The 24370-nt window shown below is 62.2% G+C and carries 19 protein-coding genes and 1 tRNA gene; 11 read left to right on the forward strand and 9 right to left on the reverse strand.

Going from position 1 to position 24370, the window contains the following annotated elements:
• Positions 1–38: 38 nt before the first annotated feature.
• Together infC and pdeM are read right to left on the reverse strand one after the other, a co-directional pair.
• On the reverse strand, positions 39–557 hold the full coding sequence (infC, locus tag GGR39_RS14470; protein ID WP_058736524.1) for a translation initiation factor IF-3: 519 nt from the start codon (positions 555–557) through the stop codon (positions 39–41).
• Positions 558–721: 164 nt separating this feature from the next.
• Positions 722–1396: a ligase-associated DNA damage response endonuclease PdeM gene (gene pdeM / locus GGR39_RS14475; protein ID WP_183617948.1), complete on the reverse strand. Its 675-nt coding sequence runs from the start codon at positions 1394–1396 to the stop codon at positions 722–724.
• A gap of 44 nt (positions 1397–1440) precedes the next feature.
• On the opposite strand from pdeM, the gene hemF reads away from it, so the two are divergent.
• The 3 genes from hemF (at position 1441) to GGR39_RS14490 (ending at position 6058) form a co-directional block, all read left to right on the forward strand.
• A complete protein-coding gene (gene hemF / locus GGR39_RS14480) occupies positions 1441–2304 on the forward strand; it encodes an oxygen-dependent coproporphyrinogen oxidase (RefSeq protein WP_183617950.1) in 864 nt (287 codons plus the stop codon).
• A 104-nt stretch (positions 2305–2408) separates the two neighbouring features.
• Positions 2409–3863: a S41 family peptidase gene (locus tag GGR39_RS14485; RefSeq protein ID WP_246388765.1), complete on the forward strand. Its 1455-nt coding sequence runs from the start codon at positions 2409–2411 to the stop codon at positions 3861–3863.
• Positions 3864–3946: 83 nt separating this feature from the next.
• A complete protein-coding gene (locus GGR39_RS14490; RefSeq protein WP_183617952.1) occupies positions 3947–6058 on the forward strand; it encodes a RelA/SpoT family protein in 2112 nt (703 codons plus the stop codon).
• A gap of 116 nt (positions 6059–6174) precedes the next feature.
• Here GGR39_RS14490 and GGR39_RS14495 read toward each other — a convergent pair whose 3' ends face one another.
• Positions 6175–7353 (reverse strand): peptidylprolyl isomerase, encoded by a 1179-nt coding sequence (locus tag GGR39_RS14495; protein WP_343055898.1) that lies wholly within the window; start codon positions 7351–7353, stop codon positions 6175–6177.
• A 74-nt stretch (positions 7354–7427) separates the two neighbouring features.
• Here GGR39_RS14495 and GGR39_RS14500 point away from each other — a divergent pair.
• Positions 7428–7518 (forward strand) — tRNA-Ser (locus GGR39_RS14500).
• 127 nt (positions 7519–7645) lie between these two features.
• The gene (locus GGR39_RS14505; protein WP_343055899.1) at positions 7646–9031 is read left to right on the forward strand and encodes a tyrosine-type recombinase/integrase; all 1386 of its coding nucleotides are present in this window, start codon (positions 7646–7648) and stop codon (positions 9029–9031) included.
• A 42-nt stretch (positions 9032–9073) separates the two neighbouring features.
• Here the strand turns inward: GGR39_RS14505 and GGR39_RS14510 are convergent, their stop codons facing one another.
• The 6 genes from GGR39_RS14510 to GGR39_RS14535 all read right to left on the reverse strand — a co-directional run bounded on the left by GGR39_RS14510 (position 9074) and on the right by GGR39_RS14535 (position 15234).
• On the reverse strand, positions 9074–9640 hold the full coding sequence (locus GGR39_RS14510; protein ID WP_183617954.1) for a hypothetical protein: 567 nt from the start codon (positions 9638–9640) through the stop codon (positions 9074–9076).
• A 357-nt stretch (positions 9641–9997) separates the two neighbouring features.
• Positions 9998–10864: a restriction endonuclease gene (locus GGR39_RS14515; RefSeq protein WP_183617956.1), complete on the reverse strand. Its 867-nt coding sequence runs from the start codon at positions 10862–10864 to the stop codon at positions 9998–10000.
• 1 nt (position 10865) lies between these two features.
• Positions 10866–12281: a UvrD-helicase domain-containing protein gene (locus GGR39_RS14520; RefSeq protein ID WP_221226157.1), complete on the reverse strand. Its 1416-nt coding sequence runs from the start codon at positions 12279–12281 to the stop codon at positions 10866–10868.
• Positions 12274–13980 (reverse strand): ATP-dependent nuclease, encoded by a 1707-nt coding sequence (locus GGR39_RS14525; RefSeq protein WP_183617960.1) that lies wholly within the window; start codon positions 13978–13980, stop codon positions 12274–12276. Before GGR39_RS14525 ends, GGR39_RS14520 begins: the two co-directional genes overlap by 8 nt.
• Before the next feature lie 155 nt (positions 13981–14135).
• Complete coding sequence (locus tag GGR39_RS14530; protein ID WP_183617962.1) at positions 14136–14756, reverse strand: hypothetical protein; 621 nt, start codon at positions 14754–14756, stop codon at positions 14136–14138.
• A 25-nt stretch (positions 14757–14781) separates the two neighbouring features.
• On the reverse strand, positions 14782–15234 hold the full coding sequence (locus tag GGR39_RS14535) for a hypothetical protein (protein WP_183617964.1): 453 nt from the start codon (positions 15232–15234) through the stop codon (positions 14782–14784).
• Between the two features lie 268 nt (positions 15235–15502).
• On the opposite strand from GGR39_RS14535, the gene GGR39_RS14540 reads away from it, so the two are divergent.
• The 6 genes from GGR39_RS14540 (at position 15503) to GGR39_RS14565 (ending at position 24345) form a co-directional block, all read left to right on the forward strand.
• Positions 15503–17044: a hypothetical protein gene (locus GGR39_RS14540; protein ID WP_183617966.1), complete on the forward strand. Its 1542-nt coding sequence runs from the start codon at positions 15503–15505 to the stop codon at positions 17042–17044.
• Between the two features lie 511 nt (positions 17045–17555).
• Positions 17556–18221: an SOS response-associated peptidase family protein gene (locus GGR39_RS14545; RefSeq protein WP_183617968.1), complete on the forward strand. Its 666-nt coding sequence runs from the start codon at positions 17556–17558 to the stop codon at positions 18219–18221.
• Positions 18222–18314: 93 nt separating this feature from the next.
• Positions 18315–19091: an ImuA family protein gene (locus tag GGR39_RS14550; protein ID WP_183617970.1), complete on the forward strand. Its 777-nt coding sequence runs from the start codon at positions 18315–18317 to the stop codon at positions 19089–19091.
• Positions 19009–20826 carry a Y-family DNA polymerase gene (locus tag GGR39_RS14555; protein ID WP_183617972.1) on the forward strand — a complete coding sequence of 606 codons (1818 nt, stop codon included), beginning with the start codon at positions 19009–19011 and terminating at the stop codon, positions 20824–20826. The genes GGR39_RS14550 and GGR39_RS14555 overlap by 83 nt, the downstream gene beginning before the upstream one ends.
• Complete coding sequence (locus GGR39_RS14560; protein ID WP_183617974.1) at positions 20826–24086, forward strand: error-prone DNA polymerase; 3261 nt, start codon at positions 20826–20828, stop codon at positions 24084–24086. The genes GGR39_RS14555 and GGR39_RS14560 overlap by 1 nt, the downstream gene beginning before the upstream one ends.
• Positions 24073–24345 carry a hypothetical protein gene (locus GGR39_RS14565; RefSeq protein WP_183617975.1) on the forward strand — a complete coding sequence of 91 codons (273 nt, stop codon included), beginning with the start codon at positions 24073–24075 and terminating at the stop codon, positions 24343–24345. Before GGR39_RS14560 ends, GGR39_RS14565 begins: the two co-directional genes overlap by 14 nt.
• The last annotated feature ends 25 nt before the right edge of the window (positions 24346–24370 follow it).

The following is a 24370-nucleotide window of genomic DNA, read 5'->3' on the forward strand; positions in this document are numbered from 1 at the left end:
GTTGCCCCTCTCCCCTTTTCGAGGAGAGGGCAAACCTGTTACTTGGGTGAAAGGACCATCAGCATCTGGCGGCCTTCCATGCGCGGGTAGGCCTCCACTTTCGCCGTCTCGGCCACATCGGCCTGAACACGGCGCAGCAGGTCCATGCCCAACTGCTGGTGAGAAAGCTCACGACCACGAAAACGCAGTGTCACCTTCACCTTGTCACCATCATCGATGAAGCGCGCGACGTTGCGCATCTTCACGTCATAATCGTGATCGTCGATATTGGGACGCATCTTGATCTCTTTGATCTCCTGCGTCTTTTGCGACTTGCGGGCGAGGTTGGCCTTCTTCTGCGCTTCGTAGCGAAACTTGCCGACATCAAGGAACTTGCACACCGGCGGATCGGCGTTCGGCGAAACTTCTACCAGGTCGAGGCCTACCGCCGCCGCCTGTTCGATCGCCTCACGCGTGTACAACACGCCCAGGTTCTCACCGTTTTCATCGATCACACGGACTTTGTCTGACTGGATCAGATTGTTGTAGCGCGGTCCGCTCTTGACCGGTGGCGCCATGCTGCGCCGGGGTGGGGGTGCTATATGCGTTCTCCTGAGTCGTTTACACGTTATGGTGGAATGCGCGCCAATACTGCGAATTCGACGTGCAAGCAAAGTGCGAAATGGCGCGTTCAGTTCCCGCGCAGCTGTTTCTTCGATTTTGCTGGCCGCAATATGGGGTGTCAGGCCGCCGCGCGCCAGAGGGGGTACTGCACGAGACGACCTTTTGCGGGCAAAATCGCGTCGATCGCGCTGGCCGGTTGCATCGCCGCCAGGATCTCCGTCGAGCCGGCATCCATCCCCCCGGTCAAGGCCCCGAACGCGGGCAGGATCATCCGCCGTTCGCTCGCCACGGCACAAGGGCGGGAAATGCGGCGGCCGCGCGTGGCGATCATTAGCTTGGGATGGAAATGGCCCGACAATTCCGGCGCGATTTCCCCAGGATGGGCCTTGTGGCGAAGGATCAGGCGGCTCAATCTGGCTTCTTGGACGACATCGCCGCCCGCCGCCTTTTCCAGCGAGGGATCGTGGTTGCCGGTGATCCAGACCCACTCCACCGCCCGGGTCAGCGCCGCCAGCATGCCGGCGGCGTGTGGCTCAAGCCGGCCGAAGCCGCCATCATCATGGAAATTATCGCCCAGGGCATAGACGCGGCGGGCGCCGCTTTCGCGGATCGCAAGCGCCAGCCGTTCCAGCGTTTCCCGGCTGTCGTAAGGAGGCAGCAACTGCCCAGCGCGGGCAAAGAAGCTGGCCTTTTCCAGATGCAGGTCGGCGACCAGCAGCGCCTGTTCACGCGGCCAGTAAAGCGCACGGCCGACCAGCCGCATCTCCTCGTCACAGAACGAAAAGGGAACCATGCAGCGCCCTTGCCGCACCCGCCATGATTTGGCAAGCGCCCCTGATGACCGACTGGACACCCTTCACCGCCCGCGCCCGAACCTGGTTCGAGCACTTGCGCGATGCGATCTGCGCCGAATTCGAAGCGATTGAGCGCGAGGTCGGCAGCGAGGCCACTTTCGAATATACCTCGTGGAAGCGCGAGGCGCTGGAAGGTGAGGCGGGGGAAACCGGCGGCGGCACGCGCGGTGTTATGAAAGGCAAGGCCTTTGAAAAGGTCGGCGTGAACGTCTCCACCGTGGGTGGTGGTTTCGCCAAGGACTTCGCGGCCAGCGTCCACGGTGCCAGTGCCGAGAACAACGCGTTCACCGCCACCGGCATCAGCCTTGTGGCCCACATGGCGAACCCGCATGTTCCGGCGGTCCATATGAACACCCGTTTTCTTACGACGACCAAAGCCTGGTTCGGCGGCGGCGCGGACCTCAATCCGCCGATCCCGTATGATGAGGATACGGCCGAATTCCACGCCGCGTTCAAGGCCGCGTGCGATCTTGGCGCGCCCGGGTCTTATGATCGCTACAAGGCCTGGGCGGATGAATACTTCTATATCCCCCATCGCGGCGTGCACCGCGGCGTGGGCGGGATCTTCTATGACCACCGCGAGTGCGCGGATGAAGCGCAGTGGGAGGCGAACTTCGCCTTCACAAAGGCGGTGGGCGAAGCGTTCCTGGCGGTTTTTCCGCGCATCGTGCGGCGTCGCCTAGGCATGGCCTGGTCTCCGGCCGATAAAGCGCGGCAGCTGGAATGGCGGGGACGTTACGCCGAATTCAACCTGGTGTACGATCGCGGCACACTGTTCGGCCTCAAGACCGGCGGGAACATCGACGCGATCCTGATGAGTTTGCCGCCCGAAGCCACCTGGAGCTGAGGTGAGTTCCGATCGAGAGGCCAAACTCCGGACTGTCACATAACCTGCTTTGACTTGGGCATATCAGCCGCTAATCCTGATGCCCAAGGGCATTGAGGGCGGGTATGAAGCACAGGGGCACGTTCACTTCGGCTATGGCGGCGCTGGCCCTGTTGTCCGGGTGCGGCGGGGGCGGGGATGGCGGTTCCTTCAGCTCTGGCGGCACCGCCAGCCCGGCGCCATCGCCCAGTCCTTCACCCAGTCCGACGCCGACTCCCTCCGCGGCCTGCTCTCTTGGCTCGCGCCAGCAATGGGCGCTGGGGCAGCTGAACGAGTGGTACCTGTTTCCGGACGATCTGGCGCAGGGCCTCAACCCAGCCAGCTTCAGCGATCTCAATGATTACGTCGATGCTCTGGTGGCACCTGCGCGCGCCAAGCGGCAGGATCGCTTTTTCACGCACGTGACGTCGATCAAGGAAGAGGACGCTTTCTATTCCAGCGGCACCTCGGCCGGGTTCGGCGTGCAGTTCCAGGCCTATTCCGATCCCAAGCTGTTTGTGGTGGACGCCTACGAAGGTGCGCCGGGCCTGTCGGCGGGTCTCGATCGCGGAACGGAAATCCTGGCGATCGGCACCAGCAACAGCAATCTTCGCACGATACCCGATCTGGTGAAGGCGGGCGGATGGGACGCGGTGTCCGATGCCTTGGGCCCCGATACCGAGGGAACCGCCCGCGTCCTGCAGATCCGTCAGCCGAACTCTGCGGTGATCACTATTTCGATCATCAAGCGTCCGTTCGATATTCCGCCGATCTCCTCGCGCTTCGGCACCAGGATCATCGACGATGGTGGCCGCAAGGTGGGCTACATCAACTTGCGGACTTTCGTTGGCCCTGCTGACCGAGCGCTGCGCGAAGCTTTTTCCAATTTCAAGGCGCAAGGGGTCACCGAAGTGATCGTGGACTTGCGCTATAACGGCGGCGGCCTGATCTCTGTGGCGAACCTGTTCAGCGAATTGCTGAACGCCCAACGCGCCGGCCAAGTGCTGAGTTACGAAACGTTCCGGCCTTCCAAGGCGAGCCAGAACGTCACCAACATCATCGGTTCGCAACCGCAGGCGATCGCCGCCACGAAGGTTGCGTTCATCGGCACACGGCGCACCGCGTCCGCCAGCGAGCTGGTGATCAACGCGCAACGTCCGTTCCTGGGCAACAACGTCGCGCTGATCGGTGACAACACCTTTGGCAAGCCGGTAGGACAGATCGCTCTCGACCGTTCGGAATGCGACGACCGCTTGCGCGCCGTCGCCCTGAAAACTGAGAACTCCGCGCGGCAGGGTGAGTACTATTCTGGCCTCGCCAGCCAGATGGCGGTCACCTGCCAGGCGGGCGATGATATCTTCCGGTCGTTGGGCGATCCGCAGGAGCAATCCATCAGCGCCGCGCTAGGCTTCCTGGCGGGGCGTTCCTGCACCCCGATTTCCAGCACCGCCAGTGCCTCTGCCACAGCCGGTTCGGGCATGCACCTGCTGCGTCCTGCCAAGCCGAACGCGGCGCAGCTGGACGTGCCCGGCCTGTTCTAGGGAACGGGGCAGACTCCGGAGGATCGCGCCAGCGCACATAACCCTTGCCGCCGTGGGGAAAAATGCCACATGGTGGTTCGGGAATGCTGCGCCAGTACGAACTTGTCGAACGTGTCCTTGAGTATGCGCCAGAGGCCGACGAGGCCCTGCTGAACCGCGCCTATGTTTATACCGTGCAGAAGCACGGCAGCCAGAAGCGCGCCAGCGGCGATCCCTATTTCAGCCACCCGATAGAGGTGGCCGGCCTGATGACCGAGCTGAAGCTGGATCAGCAGACCATCATCACTGCGCTGCTGCACGATACCGTCGAGGACACGCTCGTCACCGTGGAGGAGATCGAGCAAAAGTTCGGCCCCGAAGTGGCCCGTTTGGTCGATGGCGTCACCAAGCTCTCCAAGATCGAGGCCATGCCCGAGAATGAGCGGGCGGCGGAGAACTTGCGCAAGTTCCTGCTGGCGATGAGCGAGGACCTGCGTGTCCTGCTGGTCAAGCTGGCGGATCGGCTGCACAACATGCGCACGCTTCACTTCATCAAGAGTGAAGACAAGCGCCGCCGGATTGCGCGTGAGACCATGGATATCTACGCGCCCCTGGCCGAGCGCGTGGGCATGTACGAATACATGCGTGAAATGCAGTTGCTGGCGTTCGAGCAGCTGGAGCCCGAGGCCTACGCCATCATCACCGGTCGCCTGGCGCAGATCCGCAACCAGGAAGGCGGGCAGGTGGACGCCATCGCGTTCGCCGTTCGCCAGGCGCTGGCCGAGGCGGGACTTGTCGTCGAAGTGGCGGGCCGGGAAAAGCACCCTTATTCGATCTGGCGCAAGATGAGCGAGCGCCACGTTACGTTCGAACAGATCACTGACATCATGGCGTTTCGCGTCCTGGTGGACACGCCAGGGGATTGCTACAGGGCGCTCGGCATCCTGCACCAGACCTGGCAGATGATCCCAGGGCGATTCAAGGACTACATCTCAACGCCCAAGAACAACGGCTACAAATCGCTGCACACGGCTTTGATCTACGAAAATTCGATGCGCATGGAGGTGCAGATTCGCACCCGTGAGATGCACCGCACCAACGAGTTCGGCCTGGCAGCGCACTGGGCCTACAAGCAGGGTGGAGACAAGCCTGGCAGCGCCATCAGGCCCGACGGCCAGGTCGGCTGGCTGCGCGATCTGATCGAGATCGTCGATGCCAGCCACGATGCCGAAGAACTGCTGGAGCATACCAAGCTGGCGATCTACGCCGATCGCATCTTCGCCTTTACGCCCAAGGGTGCGCTGCACCAGTTGCCCAAGGGTTCGACCGCGGTGGACTTTGCCTATGCGGTCCACACCAAGCTGGGTAACTCCGCAGTGGGGGCGAAGATCAATGGTCGCCTCGTGCCGCTGCGAACGCGCCTGGCCAACGGGGACGTCGTGGAAGTCGTGCGCAGCACGCATACCGAGCCACAGCTGGCGTGGCTGGGCTTTGTCGTGACCGGCAAGGCACGTGCTGCCATCCGCCGCGCCGTGCGCGCCAAGGAGCGGCAGGAAATCGCCGCCATCGGCTCGACCTTGCTGGACGAGATTATCTCGCGCCTGCCTGGCAAGATCGGCAAGAAGGCGATCTCGGCCGGCGTCGGTCGCCTTGGCCTGCGGGACGAGGAGGAACTGATGGTCGCAATCGGCTCAGCCCGCCTGACGGACCGGCAGGTGATGGAAGCGATATGCCCCGGCAGCACTGCGGAACTGCCCGAGGACATCGATTGGCCGGTGCAGGAGCAGGCGATCTCGATCAAGGGCCTCACGCCCGGCATGGGCTTCCATTTGGCCGAATGCTGCCACCCGGTGCCGGGTGATCGCATCGTCGGCCTGCGCCGCTCCGATCAGAAGGTGGAAGTGCACACCATCGATTGCATGACGCTGGCCAGCGGCGTCGATGCCGATTGGCTGGACGTATCATGGGGAGAGCGCACCACTGGTGCGATCGGTCGCCTGCACTTGGTGCTCTACAACCGCCCCGGTACGTTGGCGGAAGTTACTGACATTCTCGCCCGCAATCGCGCCAACGTGGTCAACCTGCAGATGGTCCAGCGCGACGAGCCATTCGGCACGTACGAGGTGGATATGGAGGTGTCTGACTTGGCGCACCTGACACGCATCATCGGCTCCCTGCGCGCCAGCGACGCCGTCTCCGAAGCACAGCGCATTTAGGGATTCCACTGCGGCGGGATGTCTTACGAGCTTAAACAAGCCCCCGCTCGGATCGAGCGAAGTCGAGACACCGGTTGCGCAGCCAAGGCCTCCGGGTGGACTTCAAAACCGGACGATCAGCGCCTTTTTTTCACCGGCGCCACCTCCGGCACTGCCACACGTCGCACTGGCACCGGTACGTTGCACACATCCACCCCGCCGGCCGGCTGCACATAGAAGGCATCCTGCCGGTTCGCGCGCGCCTGTACATATGTCGCGAAACTGGGACTGGTGGTTGAAAGATACTCAAACCCGGGCAAGTCCGGCACATCGCTCCCACGCCGGATCGAGACGATGCGCGCGCGCTGCTCCGCCTTTTCATAGAAGCCCAGATCGCCCGTTCCGCGTGGAAGTGAAGAGAGATGCTCCATGCCTTCGATCACGCGGCCCACCACGGCAATATTGCGGTCCAGCTGGCGCGGCGCCTGGCCGATCACGGCATATAGCTCCGCCCCGCTACCTGTATCGGGCGAATTCTCGCGGCCCACGCCGACCGTGCCGTAGCAATGCGCCGGCCAGCTACGCGCCCCCCGCACCGCCACCGGCCAGCCCGCCACGAAGCCGGCGCTATCGGCATAGGCGTCCTTTATCGCGTCGGTGGTGAAGTAGCCTAGCGACTGCGGGGGGCAGATTTCGGCAAAGCGTCCGCACTCGCCCGGCTTACCCGCCACGTAGTCCGCCGGCGGCATTTTCTGGAGGTGCGAGGGCAGCGCGCGCGCCAGCCCTGGCTCAGCCGCGTCCGGATCACCCCACTGCACGACGTAGTTGTCTTGAACCCGGACGATGGCCAACCCGTCCCACCAATGCTGCGCGGCCAGCAACCGAATGTTCGAAACCCAGCCTTGCGAGTATGGCGGCCCGATTAACTGGATCACGACCCGCTGAAGTGCAATCGCAGGCGCAACCGGCCCGGTCACTACGATATCCCGCGGTGTAATGCTGTCCCGCTCGGCAACCGGCGAAGACGGAGCGGCGACGGCCGCCCCTCCCTTTGATGTTTCCACAGATGCCGCTTCAGGCGCAGCTTCTTGTAGCGGCACGGCAACAGCGGGGGAAAGCTCCAGGATAAGCAGATCCTCCGCCGGAATCGCTATCCACTCGCCCGGCTGCGCCCCTGCAACCACCTGCGCGGGCGTCTTTGCGGCCAGTGCCGGCTTCGAGCCGCCATCAGACCCTGCTTCCGCAAAGGCGGAAAAGCCCACGCCACCCCCGATCGTGAGGAGTCCGCAACCCAACATCATGACCCGTCGAACCATAATCGCTCGATGCCACGCCCGCACGTCTTGCGTAACCCCCCGCCGCACGCTAGGGGCCCCCTTCCAGTGCACGCGGAGCGGTGGCCGAGTGGTCGAAGGCGCTCGCCTGGAAAGTGAGTATACGCCAAAAGCGTATCGAGGGTTCGAATCCCTCCCGCTCCGCCAGACCCCTGTTTTTAGGGGTCCGCAAAAGTCCACCAATATCGACTTTTTCTCCGTGAATACCGACGCTTAGCTCACCGGCTTGGCCATAGCGATCCATGTGCCTCCACTTAAATCGAGGGACTGATTCGTGGCATCGACGGTCGAAAAACGTGGTATTTCTGGAGATGCCAAAATGCTGAGTGATGCGAAGGTCCGCGCGGCCAAACCCCGCCCCAAATCCTACAAACTGTCCGATGCCAATCGCCTCTTCCTTCTCGTAACGCCGAGTGGCGGGAAGCTGTGGCGCTACGGCTACGCCTATGATGGCAAGCAGAAGACCCTCGCCTTCGGTGCCTACCCGCAAGTCTCGCTGTCCGACGCGCGGATGAAGCGCGACGAAGCTGCAGGTCTGCTCGCCGAAGGGCACGACCCGAATGTGGTCAAGAAGCTCAAGATCGAAGCGACGATGGAAGCTGCGCGCCAGACGTTCGAAAAGGTCGCACGTGAATGGCATGAGAACGCTAAAGCGCAATGGGCGTCCGTCCATGCCGCCGACGTGATCCGCAGCCTTGAACGTGACGTCTTCCCGACCATCGGCGAGTTGCCGATCGGGCAACTGACACCCCCGCTGGTCCTCGCCGTGCTTCGGGAGGTCGAGGCGCGCGGCTCGATTGAGACGGCAAAACGCATTCGCCAGCGCATCTCGGCCGTGTTCGTCTACGGGATAGCGCAGGGGATCGTGAAGGACGATCCAGCCGAAAAGCTTGGAGCCGTCCTCAAACCGCTCCGGAAGGGTCGGCAACCCGCAATCACGGACCTCGTTCCTCTGCGGAAAATGATTATCGCGGCCGAAGAGGACTATGCACGCCCCGTAACCCGCCTGGCGCTCCGGCTGCTGGCATTGACCGCGGTGCGCCCGAGCGAACTTCGCGGCGCGGAATGGGTCGAGTTTGAGGGGCTGAACGGCCCTGAGCCGCTATGGCGCATCCCCTCCTCCCGCATGAAGGGCGACCTTGATCGCAAGGATGAACTGAACGGAGACCATCTGGTGCCGCTCACGCCCCAAGCCATCGCCGTGTTGAAGGCGCTCTGGCCCCTGACCGGCTGCGGACCGCTGCTGTTCCCGAGCAACCGCCATACGCATCGACCGATGAGCGAAAACGCGATCGGGTATCTGCTCAATCGCGCTGGCTATCACGGACATCATGTGCCTCACGGCTTTCGCGCTGCCTTCTCGACGATCATGAATGAGTGGGCCGAGCGCGAGGGCAAGGAACATGACCGCAAGGTTATCGACCTGATGCTGGCCCACGTTCCAACCGGCAAGGTCGAGGGCGCCTACAATCGCGCAGCCTATATGCCGAGACGTCGCGAACTGGCGCTTTCCTGGGCCGCGATGCTCACCGACGGCCTGCCCGATCCTGAAGAGCTGAGCGAACGGCCATCGAAGGTGATGGGTGAGCATAGCCGCCGGCGGCTTCCATCGCCAGTCGCCGCGGATTTCAGATTTCCGTCGCGAATGAAGGCGGCCTAGCCGACTGCATGCAGGTCAGCCAGCCCGTTGCCGATAGCTTGGTCATCCGCCAGCGCTATCGGCAATAGCTGCCAACAAGTCATGCCGCTCCAAGTAGGGTTTGATCTCGTCGGGCAGTCCCTTGCCGGGGCTAACCAAGGTCACGGCGTGCAGGGCATGAGCGATGGCCCCATCGGGATCGATGTCGCTATCATCGAGCGTGGCGAGTGGATCCCGGTCGGCGTGTTTCAGGAAGTTGTACGGCTTCACGATGTAGTTCAACAAGCTCCTACGCTCCCCCGCGGACAGCGTCACGGTCAAGTCCGATGCCTGCGTCACCTCGCCGCTCTCGATGCCCTGCGAGACCGCTTCGATGACAGCGTCCATCACCGCATTAGTGGGCAGTTTCACCTCGTCTCCGTTGCGCCGCGCCGTCGCGATCGTGAATGCGCCGACCTTGAGCGTCTGTTCGACATAGTCGTCGCCCTTCTTCTCGATCAGGTCGCGCAAGACGTTCAGGGCCGAAGCGGCAACAACGTGGATCGCGAGAGCGTCCTCACCCCGTTCTCGCATGAGGATTGCGCTCACCAGCATGCGCTCGGCGGCGCTGGCCTTATCGATGGCGCCCATATCTCATCCCCTCCAGCTTACTTTGTCACCAGCGTGCTTTGGCCGCCCGCTCAAGGGTTAGATGCTTCTGCACCGCCTTGGTCTTGCCCGACTTCCCTCCGATATCTTCGACGAAGAAACATGGGCCGGCGGTGTCACTAGCAAATCCTCAACTGGCAGTCTCGCGTCCAGCCAATCCATCACCTGCCTGCGCTCGATCATCGCGCCATGCCGATCCTGATAGCGAGCGACGTCGGGATTGGCCGAAACGGTGATGACCTTGAATGCCAGCGGCCAGCCCGCGATCGCCGGTTCCCAGTCCCACACTCGATCCTTCGCGGAGGCATCTGCCGCCCAGCGGCCGGATGAATTCAAAGATCAAGGAAACAACGCGGTGAACGGCACGAAGGGCGCACCTGTCTCGCCCGCACGGCGAACCTTCGCTCTTAGCAAGTCGGCGAGCGGCACCTGTCTTTCGAACGCGTCGTAGAGGTCACGGCCTTCCACGCAGATAAGACGTTTCGCCGGTCCGAACGCTGCCAGCCCGTCGGCCGAGAAACCATTATAGCTGACCAGCACACCCCGCGTCCAAGCTGCCTTGTCGAGCTTACCGTGAAACGCATGGAGAGTTTCGACGCCAACCGGTTGCTGGACCCACTTCGCTTCAAGAAGATAGATTTGGTCGTCGAGCAGGAAGCTGCCGTCGATTTGCTCGCCGATATTGCGGAATGGCTCGCGCGTTTGCAGGCCGAAGAGATCGAACGCGCGCTTTAGAAACGCCTCGAAGGCGTAGCCTCGTGGTTGAGGCGCCAGATTTCTCAATTCATATAGTTCAGAGCGTAAGCCGGCCATTTGCTCAGTGTTGAATGCGCGCTTAGGCGGTACGTCCGATGCCGGAGAGGCTTCACCGTTAAGCTTGGCGATCAAGGTCAGGAACCGGCCTTCGGCGTTGGCGACCGGATCCGTGGTGCCGGTGGAATAAAGATGTTCGCGGCGATACTCCCACATCGCTTGTAATGTGCGGGCCGCAGTTGCGTTATCGACCTTTCGCAAAAAACAGCGCAGCCGCTTGCCCTTTGAACCACCATCGTCAGCATAGATTGCATCGTCGATGTCGATATCGAGTTCGGTTGCGAAGAATTCGGAAAAGCTCGCATCCGAGAAGTGAAGAACATAGCCGCGTCCGCGGACGAACTCGACCAGCTCTTCGATAAATCGGAAATCGATGGGACGAAGGCTGCTCATACTATCGTAGGCCCAAGTGTGTGGTCCGGGAACAGATAATCAGCCGTTTGGCGCCGCGGGTCATCGCGACATAGAGATGTCGGCGATCCATATCGCTCGGGTCGAGAATGACCGCGGTATCCGCCTCGAGCCCCTTCAGCAACAAGGTGCTTCCGACCGTGCGCTTCGCGAGCGGCCGCCCAATTAGCCGTGAGCGTTCGCGCTCATGAACGGCCGCCTCGGCTGGGACGACACCTGCGGTGTCGCCGCAGCTCTTCAGCATACGGAGCGCGCCGCGCAGGATTGCAGGCCGATGGGTCCGTACCCCGTGCTCGCGGCCGATCTCAACCAGAAGATCGGCCACTAGGTGGTAGGACGGGGCGTTCACTAGCTGCAGCGCAATGGTCTCGACCGGAGACGCGGGACGGCGCTCTCGTCCAGCCCGCAAGGTCGCAATCCTGCTGAGCAAATTCGCGCCGCCTGTGTTGGTCATCACCGTGGTCGCAAACTCCACAACATGCTGGAGCAGTCCGGGCGACGTGAGATCTAGGCCTTCGCCAAACGTCACCAGATCCCGCATGTCGACATTCTCCACCGTGACCGCCCCGTGGATCTGGCTTGCGAACTGCCGTTGCCCGTTCGGGCTCTTGGAATCAGCAATGATCAAGACTTTCTCGCCATCGGCCGCAGCAACCGCTCCAGCGCGCAATCGTCGCTGATGGTCTTCGGTGCCGTCCAGATGCACCCAGCTGATGTTGGGAGGTATGGCGGACAGGTCGACGCCCTGACCGGCGATGAGGGAGTGCCGGACATTCAGGAGATAGCGGCCGAAATTCTCTTCGCCGGCGTTCTTCCAGCGCCAGGGCTCATTCAACTCGGCGACGATCGGGAAATGAGTGCAGACCTGCTTTTCCCAATCGGCCAGCGCATTGCCTTGAAATCCGAAGATCGCCTGCATCGGGTCGCCAAGGACGCAGGTGCGCAAGCTCTGGGCTGCGAAGTAGATGATGGCGTGCTGGACCTCCGAGCAGTCCTGATACTCATCCACGATGAGCCGATCATAGCTCGCTGCCAGCACATCGTTGATATGCCCATCGCGCAGAAGAATGCCGGCGGCCCGACGTATTGACGGATAATGCGCCTTCGGATTTGTCACGGCGAGGATCGCCGGATCATGGCCTCCGCGCTTGGGAAACAGGGTAAGCAAGCGCATACACCAACCATCGATCGTCGCGAGACGGTAGGTTTTCGGCCCCACGCCAGCCTTGTCGAGCCGAGCACGGAGCGCGGCGACCCCGGCATTCGTGTGTGTGAGGACGAGAATTGGCTTTTTGCCATCGTGGCGACCGAGCGCCCGAGCGATCAGATGGGTCTTCCCACACCCGGCTGGGGCCGTCACCGTGCCGCGATCGATCGCGAGCAGATCGACCTCAGACACTGTAGCACCACTGGAAAATCGCATCGATCATTGCCCGGAAATCTTGGTTTGCATTTTGATAGTCCGGGCCGACGATGTCCCGCGCAGCATCCTCCATCCAAGTAACGGTCTTAAACCAAGCGTTCTTCTTCCATTTGGCCGCAGTCGCGAGCGTTTGCCGTGCTTGGGGCGTAACCGGGCCGCGGCACGCCGCCAGCGTCAACGCGTTCTGCGATGCGGCTGTGATATGTTCGCCGATAAGCTCTTCGCCGTGAAGTTCGACCGCGCGCTCGAGCAATTGGTGGACGGCTGCGTCGCTGACGCCGAAGAAGATCGCGTGCTCCAGCGCCTGGGCTGGAGCCCATTTGAAAACAGACCCGCCGTTTAAGGTGAACAGGGCTTCCTCAGCATGATCCGGTTGCACATCGTCGTCGCGTAGCGAGGCCGCGCGAAAGCCAAGGTTGCGGATAACATTGGCGCGCCCATAAATCTTGCTGACGCCGCCGGCATCGACAAGCGCAACACCTGCTGCGTTGATTGACGGGTTTCCGCAGCTGGTAAAATAGAGGTCCAGTCCGCGGACAAGTCCAACTTCACTGGCGCCTTCGCACACCAGCACCGAGCGCGACAAAAAGGCCTCGGGGTGAGCACGGATCGTACCCTGGATCGGATCTGCCGTGCCGACGAGATCCAGCTTGTGCGCTCCAGGCAATTTGCGCGCCACCCAAAGTTGATCGCCCCTCAGTTCACGCAGCGCGACAGGCGAATGGGTGGTGACGAAAGCCTGTATCGGCGGCGGGAGTTCCTTTGCACCGATCGATCCCAAAAGACGGATGATGCGATGCGGCTCAAGCCCGTGCTCAAGCTCATCGACGAGAAGAACGCTCGATTCCTGGGCCGCCTTACGCTGGAGTCCGGCGACGAGGAGTCGGGTCGATCCGACGCCAAGTGCGCGCAGTGGCACGCCGTTTTCGCCGTGAAGCGCAACCGTACCGCCACTGAAAGAGACCGAATGGGCGTCCAGCATTGCTTTCAGCTTGTCTCCGGCAGGAATGCCGAGCTCCCTGGCAGTGTCGGCAACGAGCTTGAGCGTTTCGCCTAGTTGCGCGTCGGCTAGGTCGCCGAATGCCTTGCGAGCATCACGCGCAGCGCCAGCAAGGGCCGCTGAGGTGTCGGCCTTTTCTTCGGTCAGGCGATTGAGAACCGATCCACGGCGCCACGCGAGATTGTGATCGGCCAGCGCGCCGATCCGCGTGGGCGACAAGCGCGTGCGATCACCCCAAGTCAGATTGCGTGACAAACCTTGCGCCTTGGCCCGGTCGGAGATCAGCGTCCAGACGGGGTCGAGATCACTGCCGACGGAGAGCTGAACAGTGAGGACTGTCTCCTTTCCAGCCTCCGGCTCATCGTCGATCGCGCCGGTGGCGGCATCGAAGCTGCGGACGAACTGGCCATAGGTATCGACGCTCTTGAGCGCGTCGGAAAGGTCGCCGATCGTGATGGCGATGGTGACCGGCGTCGCTACATCGAGTCCGTGGAAATCGGCATCGTTGAATTGGACGGTGCGGCGTGCACCGAGACAATAATCGATCGCGTCCAAGACCGACGATTTTCCGGCATCTCCTGGCCCGATCAGGCAATTGATGCCGGCCGATGGAAACCATTCGAGTTTTTCGATGCACCGGAAATTGCTGATCACGATGTGGCGAATCTGCGCCATGTACTCCTCCCTTTGCGAAGGGGGTATCGCGCGGCGCTATCGCTGACCAGCACAGGCGGGTCTGCCGACCTCAAAAACGAATGATAGCGCCAAAGGCGATACCCGCAGTCGGATGGCAGGATGCATCCTCAACAGCTCAAAGCCACGTTTGGCATTCACAGGATGAGCCGGCTGATGAGATCGATGGCCTCTTTGGGCGTCGCCGCGACTTCGCACCCATAGAGCGTGTCGAGTTTAACATGCCCACTGGTGATGAGCGACTTCAGCGGTCCGTCGGTCAGAAATGCTCGGCAGTAGGGAAGCGCGGCAGCGGCATGCCTGAAGTCGAAAATATCGTTGGGCTTGAGCTTGCGATTTGCCTCCGATCGAACCGACGCGTGCAACATCGCTGGAACGTAGAGACTGCCGAATGCCAGCTGATTTGAACGTTGTTGAAGTGCCTCGGCGATCATGCTGGTGATACGCTTGCCGACCTTCCGGCTGCCAATAATATCACTGGCTTCCGCCAGCTTGCCGGCCGCAGCCGCCATCCGCCGATATTCTCGCGCCGCTATGCCCTCCAACATGCTTGCGGCACCTGCAACTTCGATGCGGACGGCGGTGGCATGGCTATCAATTTCTTGGGCGTGCAGCGCCTCCTGCTCATTCAAGAGGCCAGCAATACGTTCACTCTGTAACCGGGCCTCAAACATTTCCGGCGGTAGTTGCTGTGCCAATATTGAGGGTTGTGCGAGCCAGGCGGCTTCAGCGAGCCTAACGAGAAGATCGTCGTCCACATCGACGCCTGGCGGATGCAGATCTTCATATCCCAAGGCAAACGCATAGCAGGTCCAGAGCGGCCGGATTTGCGGCGAGGCTGTGGGGAAAGCCCGTGCATTGAACGCCTCCATTTTCGATGGCCGTGCGCTCAAGATGCGGCACCATCGCTACACCCAGGCTCAAGCTATCCACAATCACCATGGTTGCCGCGAGCCGGTCGGCGGATTGTTTGCTGAACTCTGCGATAAGGTCACTAGTGAGTGGGCAGAACGCCTTGCCAGAACCGACCGCCAGCCGAAGTGCGCCTAGAAGCGAAATCAGTTCGGGATCATCCGTTTCACCGAATGCTGCCTGACGTGCCATCACCCAGAAATTGGTATCGAGGAAGATCGGTATTCGGCTCGACAGGAGATCGGTCAGGTCGAGCTGCCGCCGGTAAATGTGATCGGCACCCATACCCGTCGGCCATGGCCATTCGAAATACTCTTCCTCCATCGGCGCGACCCCATACGCGAAGACGATCGCGGAACCTGCTTGTAGCGTAAATTGTAGCAGACCACTCCGAAAAACGATGCGATCGTGCCCGCTCTGTGGTGCTGAAAATCATCGATTGTGTCAGCGACTGTGACAATTCGGGCAAAAGTTCGTCAAAAATCGAGGAATTACTCAATATTTTTCAAAGAGTTAGATTGGCTCTGAAAAAACGCGACGACGGGTGACATGTACTCCTGTTATTAATAGCGCTGTGTGACAAAGGACGACCGTGGCCGAGCCTATTGAAGAAACGCTGAGGGACGTGGGGCCTGCCCTCAGCAATGAGGTGACGACCTATCTCGTCGAGCAGTTCGGCATGACGCCCGCAGCCGCGCGTAAACGCGTATCCCGTGTTGGTGGCGAGGTCCGGCGACTGGCTGGCATCACGTTTCCGCGCAAAGCGCGTTTCCTCTATTTGCAGCAGCAGTTCGGCTCGCCCTGGTTTTGGGGGAGGTTGATCGAGGCTCTTCTCGAAGAGCGCTCGGCTTACGGTTATGCGCTCGCCGCGCTTCGCCAACGCGGCGGTATCGTCCCCGCGCGACAGTTCGCCATCGTCTGCGGCGCACCGGTGAAGCAAACCAAGCAGCTGTCGCCCGACACCATATATATGCGGCTGAACGAAGCAGGCTTGCTGTGCAAGATCCCTGTCTCTGGTGTTGGCGAGTGCGTCGCGCTGACCCAGGGGCAGAACCACTACGAAACGCAGGCCGCATTGATGCAGGCGCGTCTGATCACTGAGGACATTCTGCTTACGGCGGTGAAGGACTGGCTCAAGAAGCTGGGCATCGTAAGCTATGGCAAGGTCGCGGTACGGTCCGACGACGCGCTTCCGAAGGTTGGCACATTCGTGTGGGATCTTTCTGCACCCTGCTATTTGGGTCACATGGTTCGCCAGACGGCTGCCGGGAAACCTAAACCCGGCTTTGTCGCATGCGACGTGTTCATCGGCGAAGACATGACCGTGGCTGGCGCGATGCCGTTTTTGCGCAAGTGCGTCACGCTGCGCAGCTTGAAGAATGTCGGTCCGTGCATGCAAGTGCTGGTGGCAGACCGGTTCGATCGCGACGCTTTCAAGCTGCTGAAGCAATATGGGGTCATCCCCGCTACCCCAGAAAACCTTTTCGGCGAGGAGGTGGCCAAGGGGCTCAGCCAACTGACGTCGGTGCTGCACAACGCTGCACTCGCGGTCATCGACCCCCAAGCGTTCGACGAATTGTTCAGTCGTCTCGGCAAGATCGAGGGCGCGGCAATCCAGCTGCGCGGCACGCTCTTTGAGTTTCTCGCTGCTGACATCGCTCGCAAGTCGATCGCGCCCGACGTCAAAATGAATCGCTTGTTCAAGCAGGCTGGCAAAGGTGAAGCCGAAGGCGATGTTGTTGCTGTTCGCGAACATCAGTCCATCACGGTCATTGAATGCAAGGGCTACAGCCCGCGGGCAACGATACCTGACGAGCTGTTCGAGCGCTGGCTCCATCACAACGTTCCCATCTGCTACAACGCAATAAGGGAGCATCCCGACTGGAAGAAGCTCGACGTCCGTTTCGAGTTTTGGACGACAGCGCCACTGACCGAGAAATCCATGGCTCTGTTCGTAGCGGCGCAAAAGGCCGTCAAGCCAAGCCGGTATTCGCTCGGGCTTCAACTTGGCGCCGACGTGAGAGCAATCTGCAAAAAGCTGAAAGATCCAAGCCTACTTGTTGCCTTCGAAAATCATTTCATGATTGTGGAGGCGCCGCTCTCGCCTGCGAAACAGAAGAAACTCGCTTTTTGAAGGCAATTGCCTTGGCGGAAAGCGATGGATGCTTCCGCGAGCGATCCGCGAAAATTGCTCTAGCTAAAGTCCAAGCTGGGTCTGGATCGCCTTTCTCTTCCCAGATTTTGCTGTGATCTCTTCGACCATAAACACATGCGCCGGAGGGGTGACGAGCATACCCTCTGGCGAAACGCCAGCACCAAGCCAGTCCATGACCTGCCGCCGTTCTATCATCGCGCCATGCCGGTCCTGATAGCGCTCGACATCGGGACTGGCAGCGATTGCTCGGAAACATCTTCCCCTCCGAGCGGACAAATCGATATTCGACACCACCTGCGAACCTAGGGTTGGTGCCCCAGTGCGCGTTCACCAGCTCCTGCTTGCCAGAACCGTCCGGCTTCATACGAATGATATGATGCGAGGTGCCTTCCGCCGCATCCGAGTCGAACGGTGTAGGGTTAAGTGCCATGACGAGAACATATATGGAACACAAATGAGTCGCAAGACGAAGGAGCGTTGACCCGCCGGCATGTGCAACGACTATCGCCAGGAGGTCGAGATCGCCTCGATCATGGAAGATTTCGAAGACCTCGAAATCAATATCGAGACGCCCGAGGGTGCGCCTGACGACAATCCGCGTGAGGACATCCGGATGACCGATGTTGCGCCGATCGTCCGCGCGACAGGCCAGCCGCCCGGCAATTATCGCGCCGTCGGCGAGCTGGTGGCCCGGCGATGGAGTTGGCCGGGCAAGTCCGGGAAGCCAGTCTACAACCTTCGCACAGAGGGGTTCGGCGGCAAGCCGCCTGATCTGAGCATCAATCGCTGCCTCGTCCTGTGCGACGGCTTCTATGAGTTCACCGACCCCGTCATTCCGGGCCCGAAGGACAAACGGCTCGACAAGTGGCTTTTCACGATGAAGGGGCGCCGCTGGTTTTGCATGGCCGGCGTCTGGCAGGCCGATCCGAAAGTCGGCGAAGCGTTCACTCTGCTCACAATGGATGCAGGGGACGACATCGGCCCTTATCATGATCGCCAGATCATCCCGCTAGCGCCGGAGCAATGGGCCGACTGGCTCAATCCCGACGTGCCGGCCGAGGATCTTCTCAAATATCTGCCCAGCGGCACGCTTGAAGTAACGCAGGTCTATCCGTTGCCGGAACCGGAGCCCGAGCAACCGTCGCTCGCCCTCTGACTCCGTAGGCGTGCCTCTGGTCGCCGCAAGCGTCTTGACGATCAGCACGACTCATTGGAACATAAAGCGAACATTCGAGTCGTGTGCTGGTCCATGTCTGCACCTTTGCCCTTGCCCGATCGGCCCTTAGCCGAGCACTTGGCGTCGCTACGCGCCGAAGTGGCGCGCGCCCGTGAAACGCGGGGGCCGGCGTTAGCGTTCGATGTTGCCACGATCGACGACCGTCTTGCCGACCATGGTCTCGACGGTGCCGGGCTTCATGAGGTTGCCGCTGCGACCGCCAGCCTCAACGACGACGCAGCCGCTACCTTGTTCGCTGCCGGCATCGCGGCCCGGTTCGCCAGCAAACGTGGTCTGACGATTCTCTGGGCGCTCTCGAAATTCGATCTCTACGCCCCATGTCTCGAACAGGTCGGCCTCGGCCCCGACCGTATCCTCTATGCGCAGGGCACCAAGGACGCGCAGGTGCTCGCGATGGCCGAGGACGGCCTTCGCGATGGCTCGCTCGCCTGCGTAATCGCCGAGGTGAAGGCGGCTGACATGACCGCTACCCGCCGGCTTCAACTTGCGGCATCGGACGGCAAGACCCCGATATTGCTGTATCGCCGGCATCGTACCCGCGAGCGCTGTCCTCTCGACACGCTGTCCGCAGCAATGACCCGCTGGCGCATAGGCTGCGCGGAGTCCGCGCGGCTCCCGCATCCGGGCATCGGTCGGCCCCGCTGGTCGGTAGAACTCGTCCGCCAGCGCGCTGGTAATCCATTCACTCTCGAGCTGGAGGCCTGCGATGAACAGGGTCGCCTCGCTCTTCCTGCCGCAGCTGCCGATCGAACGACTGCGCGCAGGAGAGCGGTCGCGCAGGCCGCCTGAGCCGGCGCGGACTAATACCGCGGCGCTCGCGCCTCCGATCGATGACAATCCTGGAGCCTGCTCGGTCCCGCGCGGCGGTGGCTGGCGGCCGGGTGCGCGCTGGGCGCGAGACGGCGCCATGGTGGGCAAGCCGAGCCAGAGCGATATCGACCGGATGCCCGCCCACCAGCGCCCAACCATGCGTGAGATGGGCCGGCGCAGCGAAGCGGCCGAACATCCGTTTCGGACTTTGCGCGGTGACGATGGGGTATCAGGTTCATCGCCGGCGCCGGCTCCGCTGACCTGGGCGGATCTCTGGGGCCGGCCGACGATCCTCATCGCCCGCAGCGGCCAGAAAGAAGTGGTGACCGCTGCCTGCCCGCGGGCGCTGGAGCTTGGCCTGCGGCCGGGCATGCTTGCCGCGCACGCCCGCGCGCTGGTCGCCGATATCGACGTGCTGGACGCTGAGCCCGACGCCGACCGCGTCTGGCTCGATCGGATTGCCCTTCATGCTGTGCGCAAGTGGACCCCCATAGCGGCGGTATCCGGACCGGACGGTCTGTGGTTCGATCTTACCGGCACCACCCATTTGTTCGGCGGCGAGGACCGCTTCTGCCGCCGCCTGCTCGTCTTCCTGAAACGGCTGGGGTTTAGCGCCACGATCGCGATCGCCGGCACGCCGGGTACTGCCTTCGCGCTGGCGCGTCATGGCGGCGTGCCTATCACGATATTGCCGTCTGGCACCGAGGCGGAGGCTTTGGCGCCGCTACCGCTCGCAGCGCTCCGGCTCGAAGCATCAGCGTTGAGCGCTGCGGCGCGTTTCGGCCTGGATCGCATTGCCGATCTCTATCCGATGCCACGCGGTCCTTTGGCGCGGCGGCTTGGTCTGGCGACCGTGGAGCGGCTCGATCAGGCACGCGGGATGGTCGCGGAGCCCATCATTTCGGTCACGCCCTTCGAGCAGCCAGAGGTCGTGCGGCGGCTGCTTGAACCGATCGGAACGCCCGAGAGCATCAAGCAGGTCATCTCCGATCTGGTCGACGATCTGGTGCCGCTGCTGCGCCAACGCGGACTCGGCGCGCGCAAGGTCGCCTTGGCGCTCGACCGGGTCGATGGCGAAGTCCAGAACCTTGCCGTCGGCGCCTCGCGCGCGACGCGTGACGCCAAGCATCTGAAGCGCATGTTTGCGCTCCGGCTCAGTGAAATCGAGCCCGGGCTCGGGATCGAGACTATGCGTCTCGTCGTGCCACATAGCGAGCCACTCGGCGCCAGCTCCGTCGCGGCGCTGATCGAGGATAGTGCCCGCCCGCCCGATCTCGCGCCGCTTGTCGACCAGCTAGTGGGAAGGTCAGGACCATCGGCGCTGTTCCGTATCGCAAGCCGTGAAAGCGACGTGCCCGAACGCGCGGTCCGGCAGGTCTCGCCGCTCAGCGAACCACAGGGCTGGCCGGCATGGAAGCGGCCCGCGCGGCTGCTGGCGCGGCCTGAGCCATTGCGCAATGTCATTGCACTGCTGCCCGATCATCCGCCGCGGCGGTTCACCTGGCGGCGGCAGGACTATCGCGTCATTGCCGGCGACGGTCCCGAGCGCATCCATGGCGAATGGTGGCGGCGGCCCGGCGAACTCTGGGCGGTGCGCGATTATTTTCAGGTCGAAGCCGAGGGAGGGCTGCGCTTCTGGGTGTTTCGGCGTGGTGACGGCGTCGATCAGCCGACCGGCGATCTCACTTGGTATATGCATGGGATCTTCGGCTGATGGCCACCTATGTCGAACTCCAGGTCACCAGCCACTTTTCCTTCTTGCGCGGTGCGTCTTCGCCCGAGGAGCTGTTCGCCGCTGCCGCGCTGCTGGGGCACGGTGCGCTCGGCCTGGCCGATTGGAGCACAGTTGCGGGCGTGGTGCGCGGCTGGGACGGCCAGAAGGCGACAGGGTGCCGGATGATCCCCGGTGCGCGGGTCGTGACCCGCGAAGGCCATGCGCTGCTCCTCTATCCGATCGACCGCCCAGCTTGGTCGCGCCTCACTCGGCTTTTGTCGATCGGCAAGGGGCGCGGCGGCAAAGGTCATTGCCTGCTCGATCTCGCCGATGTCGCCGCCCATGCCGAGAATATGGTCGGCATATTGGTGCCGGATATGCCCAGTGCGAGCACAGCCTCGCAGCTCGGAGATGTCCGCGAGGTCTTCGGCGTGCATAGCTATGCCGCCTTGTCATTCCGTCGCAGGCCCGGTGACATCGCCCGGCTGCACGCGCTGGATGCAATGATCCGTGATACCGGGCTTCGCGCAGTCGCAACCGGCGATGTGCTCTATCACACCCCCGAGCGCCGCCCGCTTCAGGATGTTGTGAGCGCGATCCGGGAGAAGTGCCCAGTCGAGGAATTAGGGTTCCGGCGCGAACGGTTCATGGACCGCAATCTCAAGTCACCGGAGGAAATGGAGCGGCGCTTTGCCACCTTCCCGGACGCGATCCAGGCCAGTGCCGACATCGCCGGCATCTGCCGCTTCGATCTCGGTGAGATCCAGTATCAATATCCCTATGAGCAGGTGATGGAGGGACGCACCGCACAGGAAGCACTCGCGTGCCTGACGGAAGATGCCGCCACCGCGAAGTTCCCCGATGGCATCCCCCAGCGCTATCGCGACCAGATCGACCATGAGTTGCGACTGATCGGCAAGCTCGGCTACGCGCCCTATTTCCTGACCGTCAATGCGATCGTCGCCGAGAGCCGGCGGCGCGGTATCTTGTGCCAGGGGCGTGGGAGCGCCGCCAATAGCTGCGTCTGCTATTTGCTCGGCGTCACCTCGATCGATCCCATTCAGCACGAGCTGCTGTTCGAGCGTTTCGTGTCCGGCGAGCGTAAGGAGCCGCCGGATATCGACGTCGATTTCGAGCATGAGCGGCGTGAAGAGATCATCCAGTGGATATATGAGACCTACGGCCGCCATCGGTCGGCTCTGACCGCCGTCGTCACCCGTTATCGGACCCGTGGGGCGGTCGCAGAGGTCGGCAAAGCCCTTGGCCTGCCGCGCGACCTGACCAAGATGCTGACCGGGCTCGTCTGGGGCTGGAGCATGGACGGCATTCCCCAGGACCGTGTCGAGAGCCTCAACCTCAATGCGCAGGATCATCGCCTCAAGCTGACCTTGGAACTGGCACGCCAGTTGATCGGCACGCCGCGCCATCTCTCGCAGCATCCAGGCGGGTTCGTGCTGACCCAGGACCGGCTCGACGATCTCGTCCCAATCGAGCCGGCGCGGATGGAGGACCGGCAGATCATCGAGTGGGACAAGGACGATATCGACGCCCTCAAGTTCATGAAGGTAGATGTCCTTGGGCTAGGTATGCTCGGCTGCATGAACCGCGCCTTCAACCTGCTGGAGGTGGACAAGGGCATCACGGTCGGCATGGCCGACCTGCAGGATGATGATCCCGCAGTTTATGCGATGATTCAGAAAGCGGACACGCTCGGTGTCTTCCAGATCGAGAGCCGCGCGCAGATGTCGATGCTCCCGCGCATGAAGCCGCGCGAATTCTACGATCTCGTGATCGAGGTCGCGATCGTGCGGCCCGGCCCGATCCAGGGCGACATGGTCCATCCGTATCTCAGGCGACGCGAAGGCAAGGAGAAGCCGGAATATCCCCGGCCTGAGCTGCGTGCCGTGCTTGAGAAGACGTTGGGCGTGCCGCTCTTTCAAGAACAGGCGATGAAGGTGGCGATCGTCGGCGCCGGGTTCACCCCGGTCGAGGCCGATCAGCTCCGCCGTGCCATGGCGACCTTCAAGCTTACCGGCGGGGTCAGCCATTTCTACGACAAGCTCGTCGGCGGGATGGTGGAGCGCGGCTACCCAAAGGACTTCGCCGAGCGGACGTTTAAACAAATCGAGGGGTTCGGCTCCTACGGTTTTCCCGAAAGCCACGCGGCGTCGTTCGCCAAGATCGCCTATGCTTCATGCTGGATGAAGCATCATCATCCGGACGTGTTCTGTGCGGCCCTGCTCAATGCGCAGCCCATGGGCTTCTATGCTCCCGCCCAGATCGTCGACGATGCCCGCAAGCATGGCGTCGAGGTGCGCCCCGTTTCGGTCAACCACAGCCATTGGGATTGTACGCTGGAGAAGACCAACGAGCGTTATTTGGCGGTGCGGCTAGGCCTCGGTCAGATCATGGGGCTTGCGAACGTCCATGGCGCGGCGATCGTCGCCGCGCGCGGGCCTGCTCCCTATGAGAGCGTCGAGGAGGTCTGGCGGCGCGCCGGCACGCCGCGCGCCGCGATCGAGAAGCTGGCCGAGGCCGACGCCTTCCACTGCATCGCCGAGAACCGCCGTCAGGGGCTCTGGAAGGTCAAGGGTCTCGGTGAAGCGCCGCTGCCGTTGTTCGCCGCTGCCGACGCGCGCGAGGGCGGGTTTTCGCCCGAAGGCATGGAGCCCGAGGTGATGCTGCGGGCCATGACGCAAGGCCGTGAGGTGGTGGAGGATTATCGCTCGATGGCATTGTCGCTACGCGGGCATCCCGTTCAGTTCCTGCGCCATGAGCTCGAAGCCATGCGCATCATCAAATGCGCTGATCTCCATACCATCCGCGACGGGCGCAACGTCGAGGTCGCGGGCGTCATCCTCGTGCGCCAACGGCCGGGCTCTGCGAAGGGTGTCCTGTTCGTGACCATCGAGGACGAAACCGGCGTCGCGCAGGGTATCCTCTGGCCCAATCGGTTCGAGATCTATCGCCGTCAGGTCATGTCATCGTCGATGATCGCGATGCGTGGCAAGCTGCAGAAGGAAGGCGAAGTCATCCATGTCATCTGTGATCGCATCACCGATCATGATGCGATGCTGCGCTCGATCGCCGGGCGTGAATTCCGCGTGATGCCGGGCCATGGCGATGGGGCGACCCATGGCGGAGGCCCCGATCCTCGCGATCCGGGTCTCCCGCGCGGCCGAACACTGTCTTATCCGCCGTTCAACGCCGTGCTCACCGAGGAAGAACTCGTCCGTATCCGCAGCCATGACTTCCATTGATACGGCAACGCGCAAGGCGGGGACGATCCGGCGTGCTCTCAATGTCCTGCGCGAAGCCACACGAGCGACTGGCAAGACCCAGAGCCGTGGTGTGGCGCTGGCGCTCTGGGATCTGCGACCATGGTGCTCTGACGACTGGCTCGTGTCGTTCTGGGAGGCGGCCGGCTCAGATCACGAGATCGGCCGCAGTCAGGGACTGCACGCCGCCTATAACGGCATCGTCCGGCAGATCCGCACGCAGGGCGGCACAGTGAAATGACGCCGCCCCCTCCTTACATAGGCCT

It is taken from the genome of Novosphingobium fluoreni (assembly GCF_014196615.1).
Taxonomy (GTDB): domain Bacteria; phylum Pseudomonadota; class Alphaproteobacteria; order Sphingomonadales; family Sphingomonadaceae; genus Novosphingobium; species Novosphingobium fluoreni.

What these genes read in the sequence shown, in the direction of transcription:
- infC (WP_058736524.1), bottom strand. Translation starts at nt 557, where the DNA reads ATGGCGCCACCGGTCAAGAGCGGACCGCGCTACAACAATCTGATCCAG.
- pdeM (WP_183617948.1), bottom strand. Translation starts at nt 1,396, where the DNA reads ATGGTTCCCTTTTCGTTCTGTGACGAGGAGATGCGGCTGGTCGGCCGT.
- hemF (WP_183617950.1), top strand. Translation starts at nt 1,441, where the DNA reads ATGACCGACTGGACACCCTTCACCGCCCGCGCCCGAACCTGGTTCGAG.
- GGR39_RS14485 (WP_246388765.1), top strand. Translation starts at nt 2,409, where the DNA reads ATGAAGCACAGGGGCACGTTCACTTCGGCTATGGCGGCGCTGGCCCTG.
- GGR39_RS14490 (WP_183617952.1), top strand. Translation starts at nt 3,947, where the DNA reads ATGCTGCGCCAGTACGAACTTGTCGAACGTGTCCTTGAGTATGCGCCA.
- GGR39_RS14495 (WP_343055898.1), bottom strand. Translation starts at nt 7,353, where the DNA reads ATGGTTCGACGGGTCATGATGTTGGGTTGCGGACTCCTCACGATCGGG.
- GGR39_RS14510 (WP_183617954.1), bottom strand. Translation starts at nt 9,640, where the DNA reads ATGGGCGCCATCGATAAGGCCAGCGCCGCCGAGCGCATGCTGGTGAGC.
- GGR39_RS14515 (WP_183617956.1), bottom strand. Translation starts at nt 10,864, where the DNA reads ATGAGCAGCCTTCGTCCCATCGATTTCCGATTTATCGAAGAGCTGGTC.
- GGR39_RS14525 (WP_183617960.1), bottom strand. Translation starts at nt 13,980, where the DNA reads ATGGCGCAGATTCGCCACATCGTGATCAGCAATTTCCGGTGCATCGAA.
- GGR39_RS14535 (WP_183617964.1), bottom strand. Translation starts at nt 15,234, where the DNA reads ATGGAGGAAGAGTATTTCGAATGGCCATGGCCGACGGGTATGGGTGCC.
- GGR39_RS14545 (WP_183617968.1), top strand. Translation starts at nt 17,556, where the DNA reads ATGTGCAACGACTATCGCCAGGAGGTCGAGATCGCCTCGATCATGGAA.
- GGR39_RS14550 (WP_183617970.1), top strand. Translation starts at nt 18,315, where the DNA reads ATGTCTGCACCTTTGCCCTTGCCCGATCGGCCCTTAGCCGAGCACTTG.
- GGR39_RS14555 (WP_183617972.1), top strand. Translation starts at nt 19,009, where the DNA reads ATGAACAGGGTCGCCTCGCTCTTCCTGCCGCAGCTGCCGATCGAACGA.
- GGR39_RS14560 (WP_183617974.1), top strand. Translation starts at nt 20,826, where the DNA reads ATGGCCACCTATGTCGAACTCCAGGTCACCAGCCACTTTTCCTTCTTG.
- GGR39_RS14565 (WP_183617975.1), top strand. Translation starts at nt 24,073, where the DNA reads ATGACTTCCATTGATACGGCAACGCGCAAGGCGGGGACGATCCGGCGT.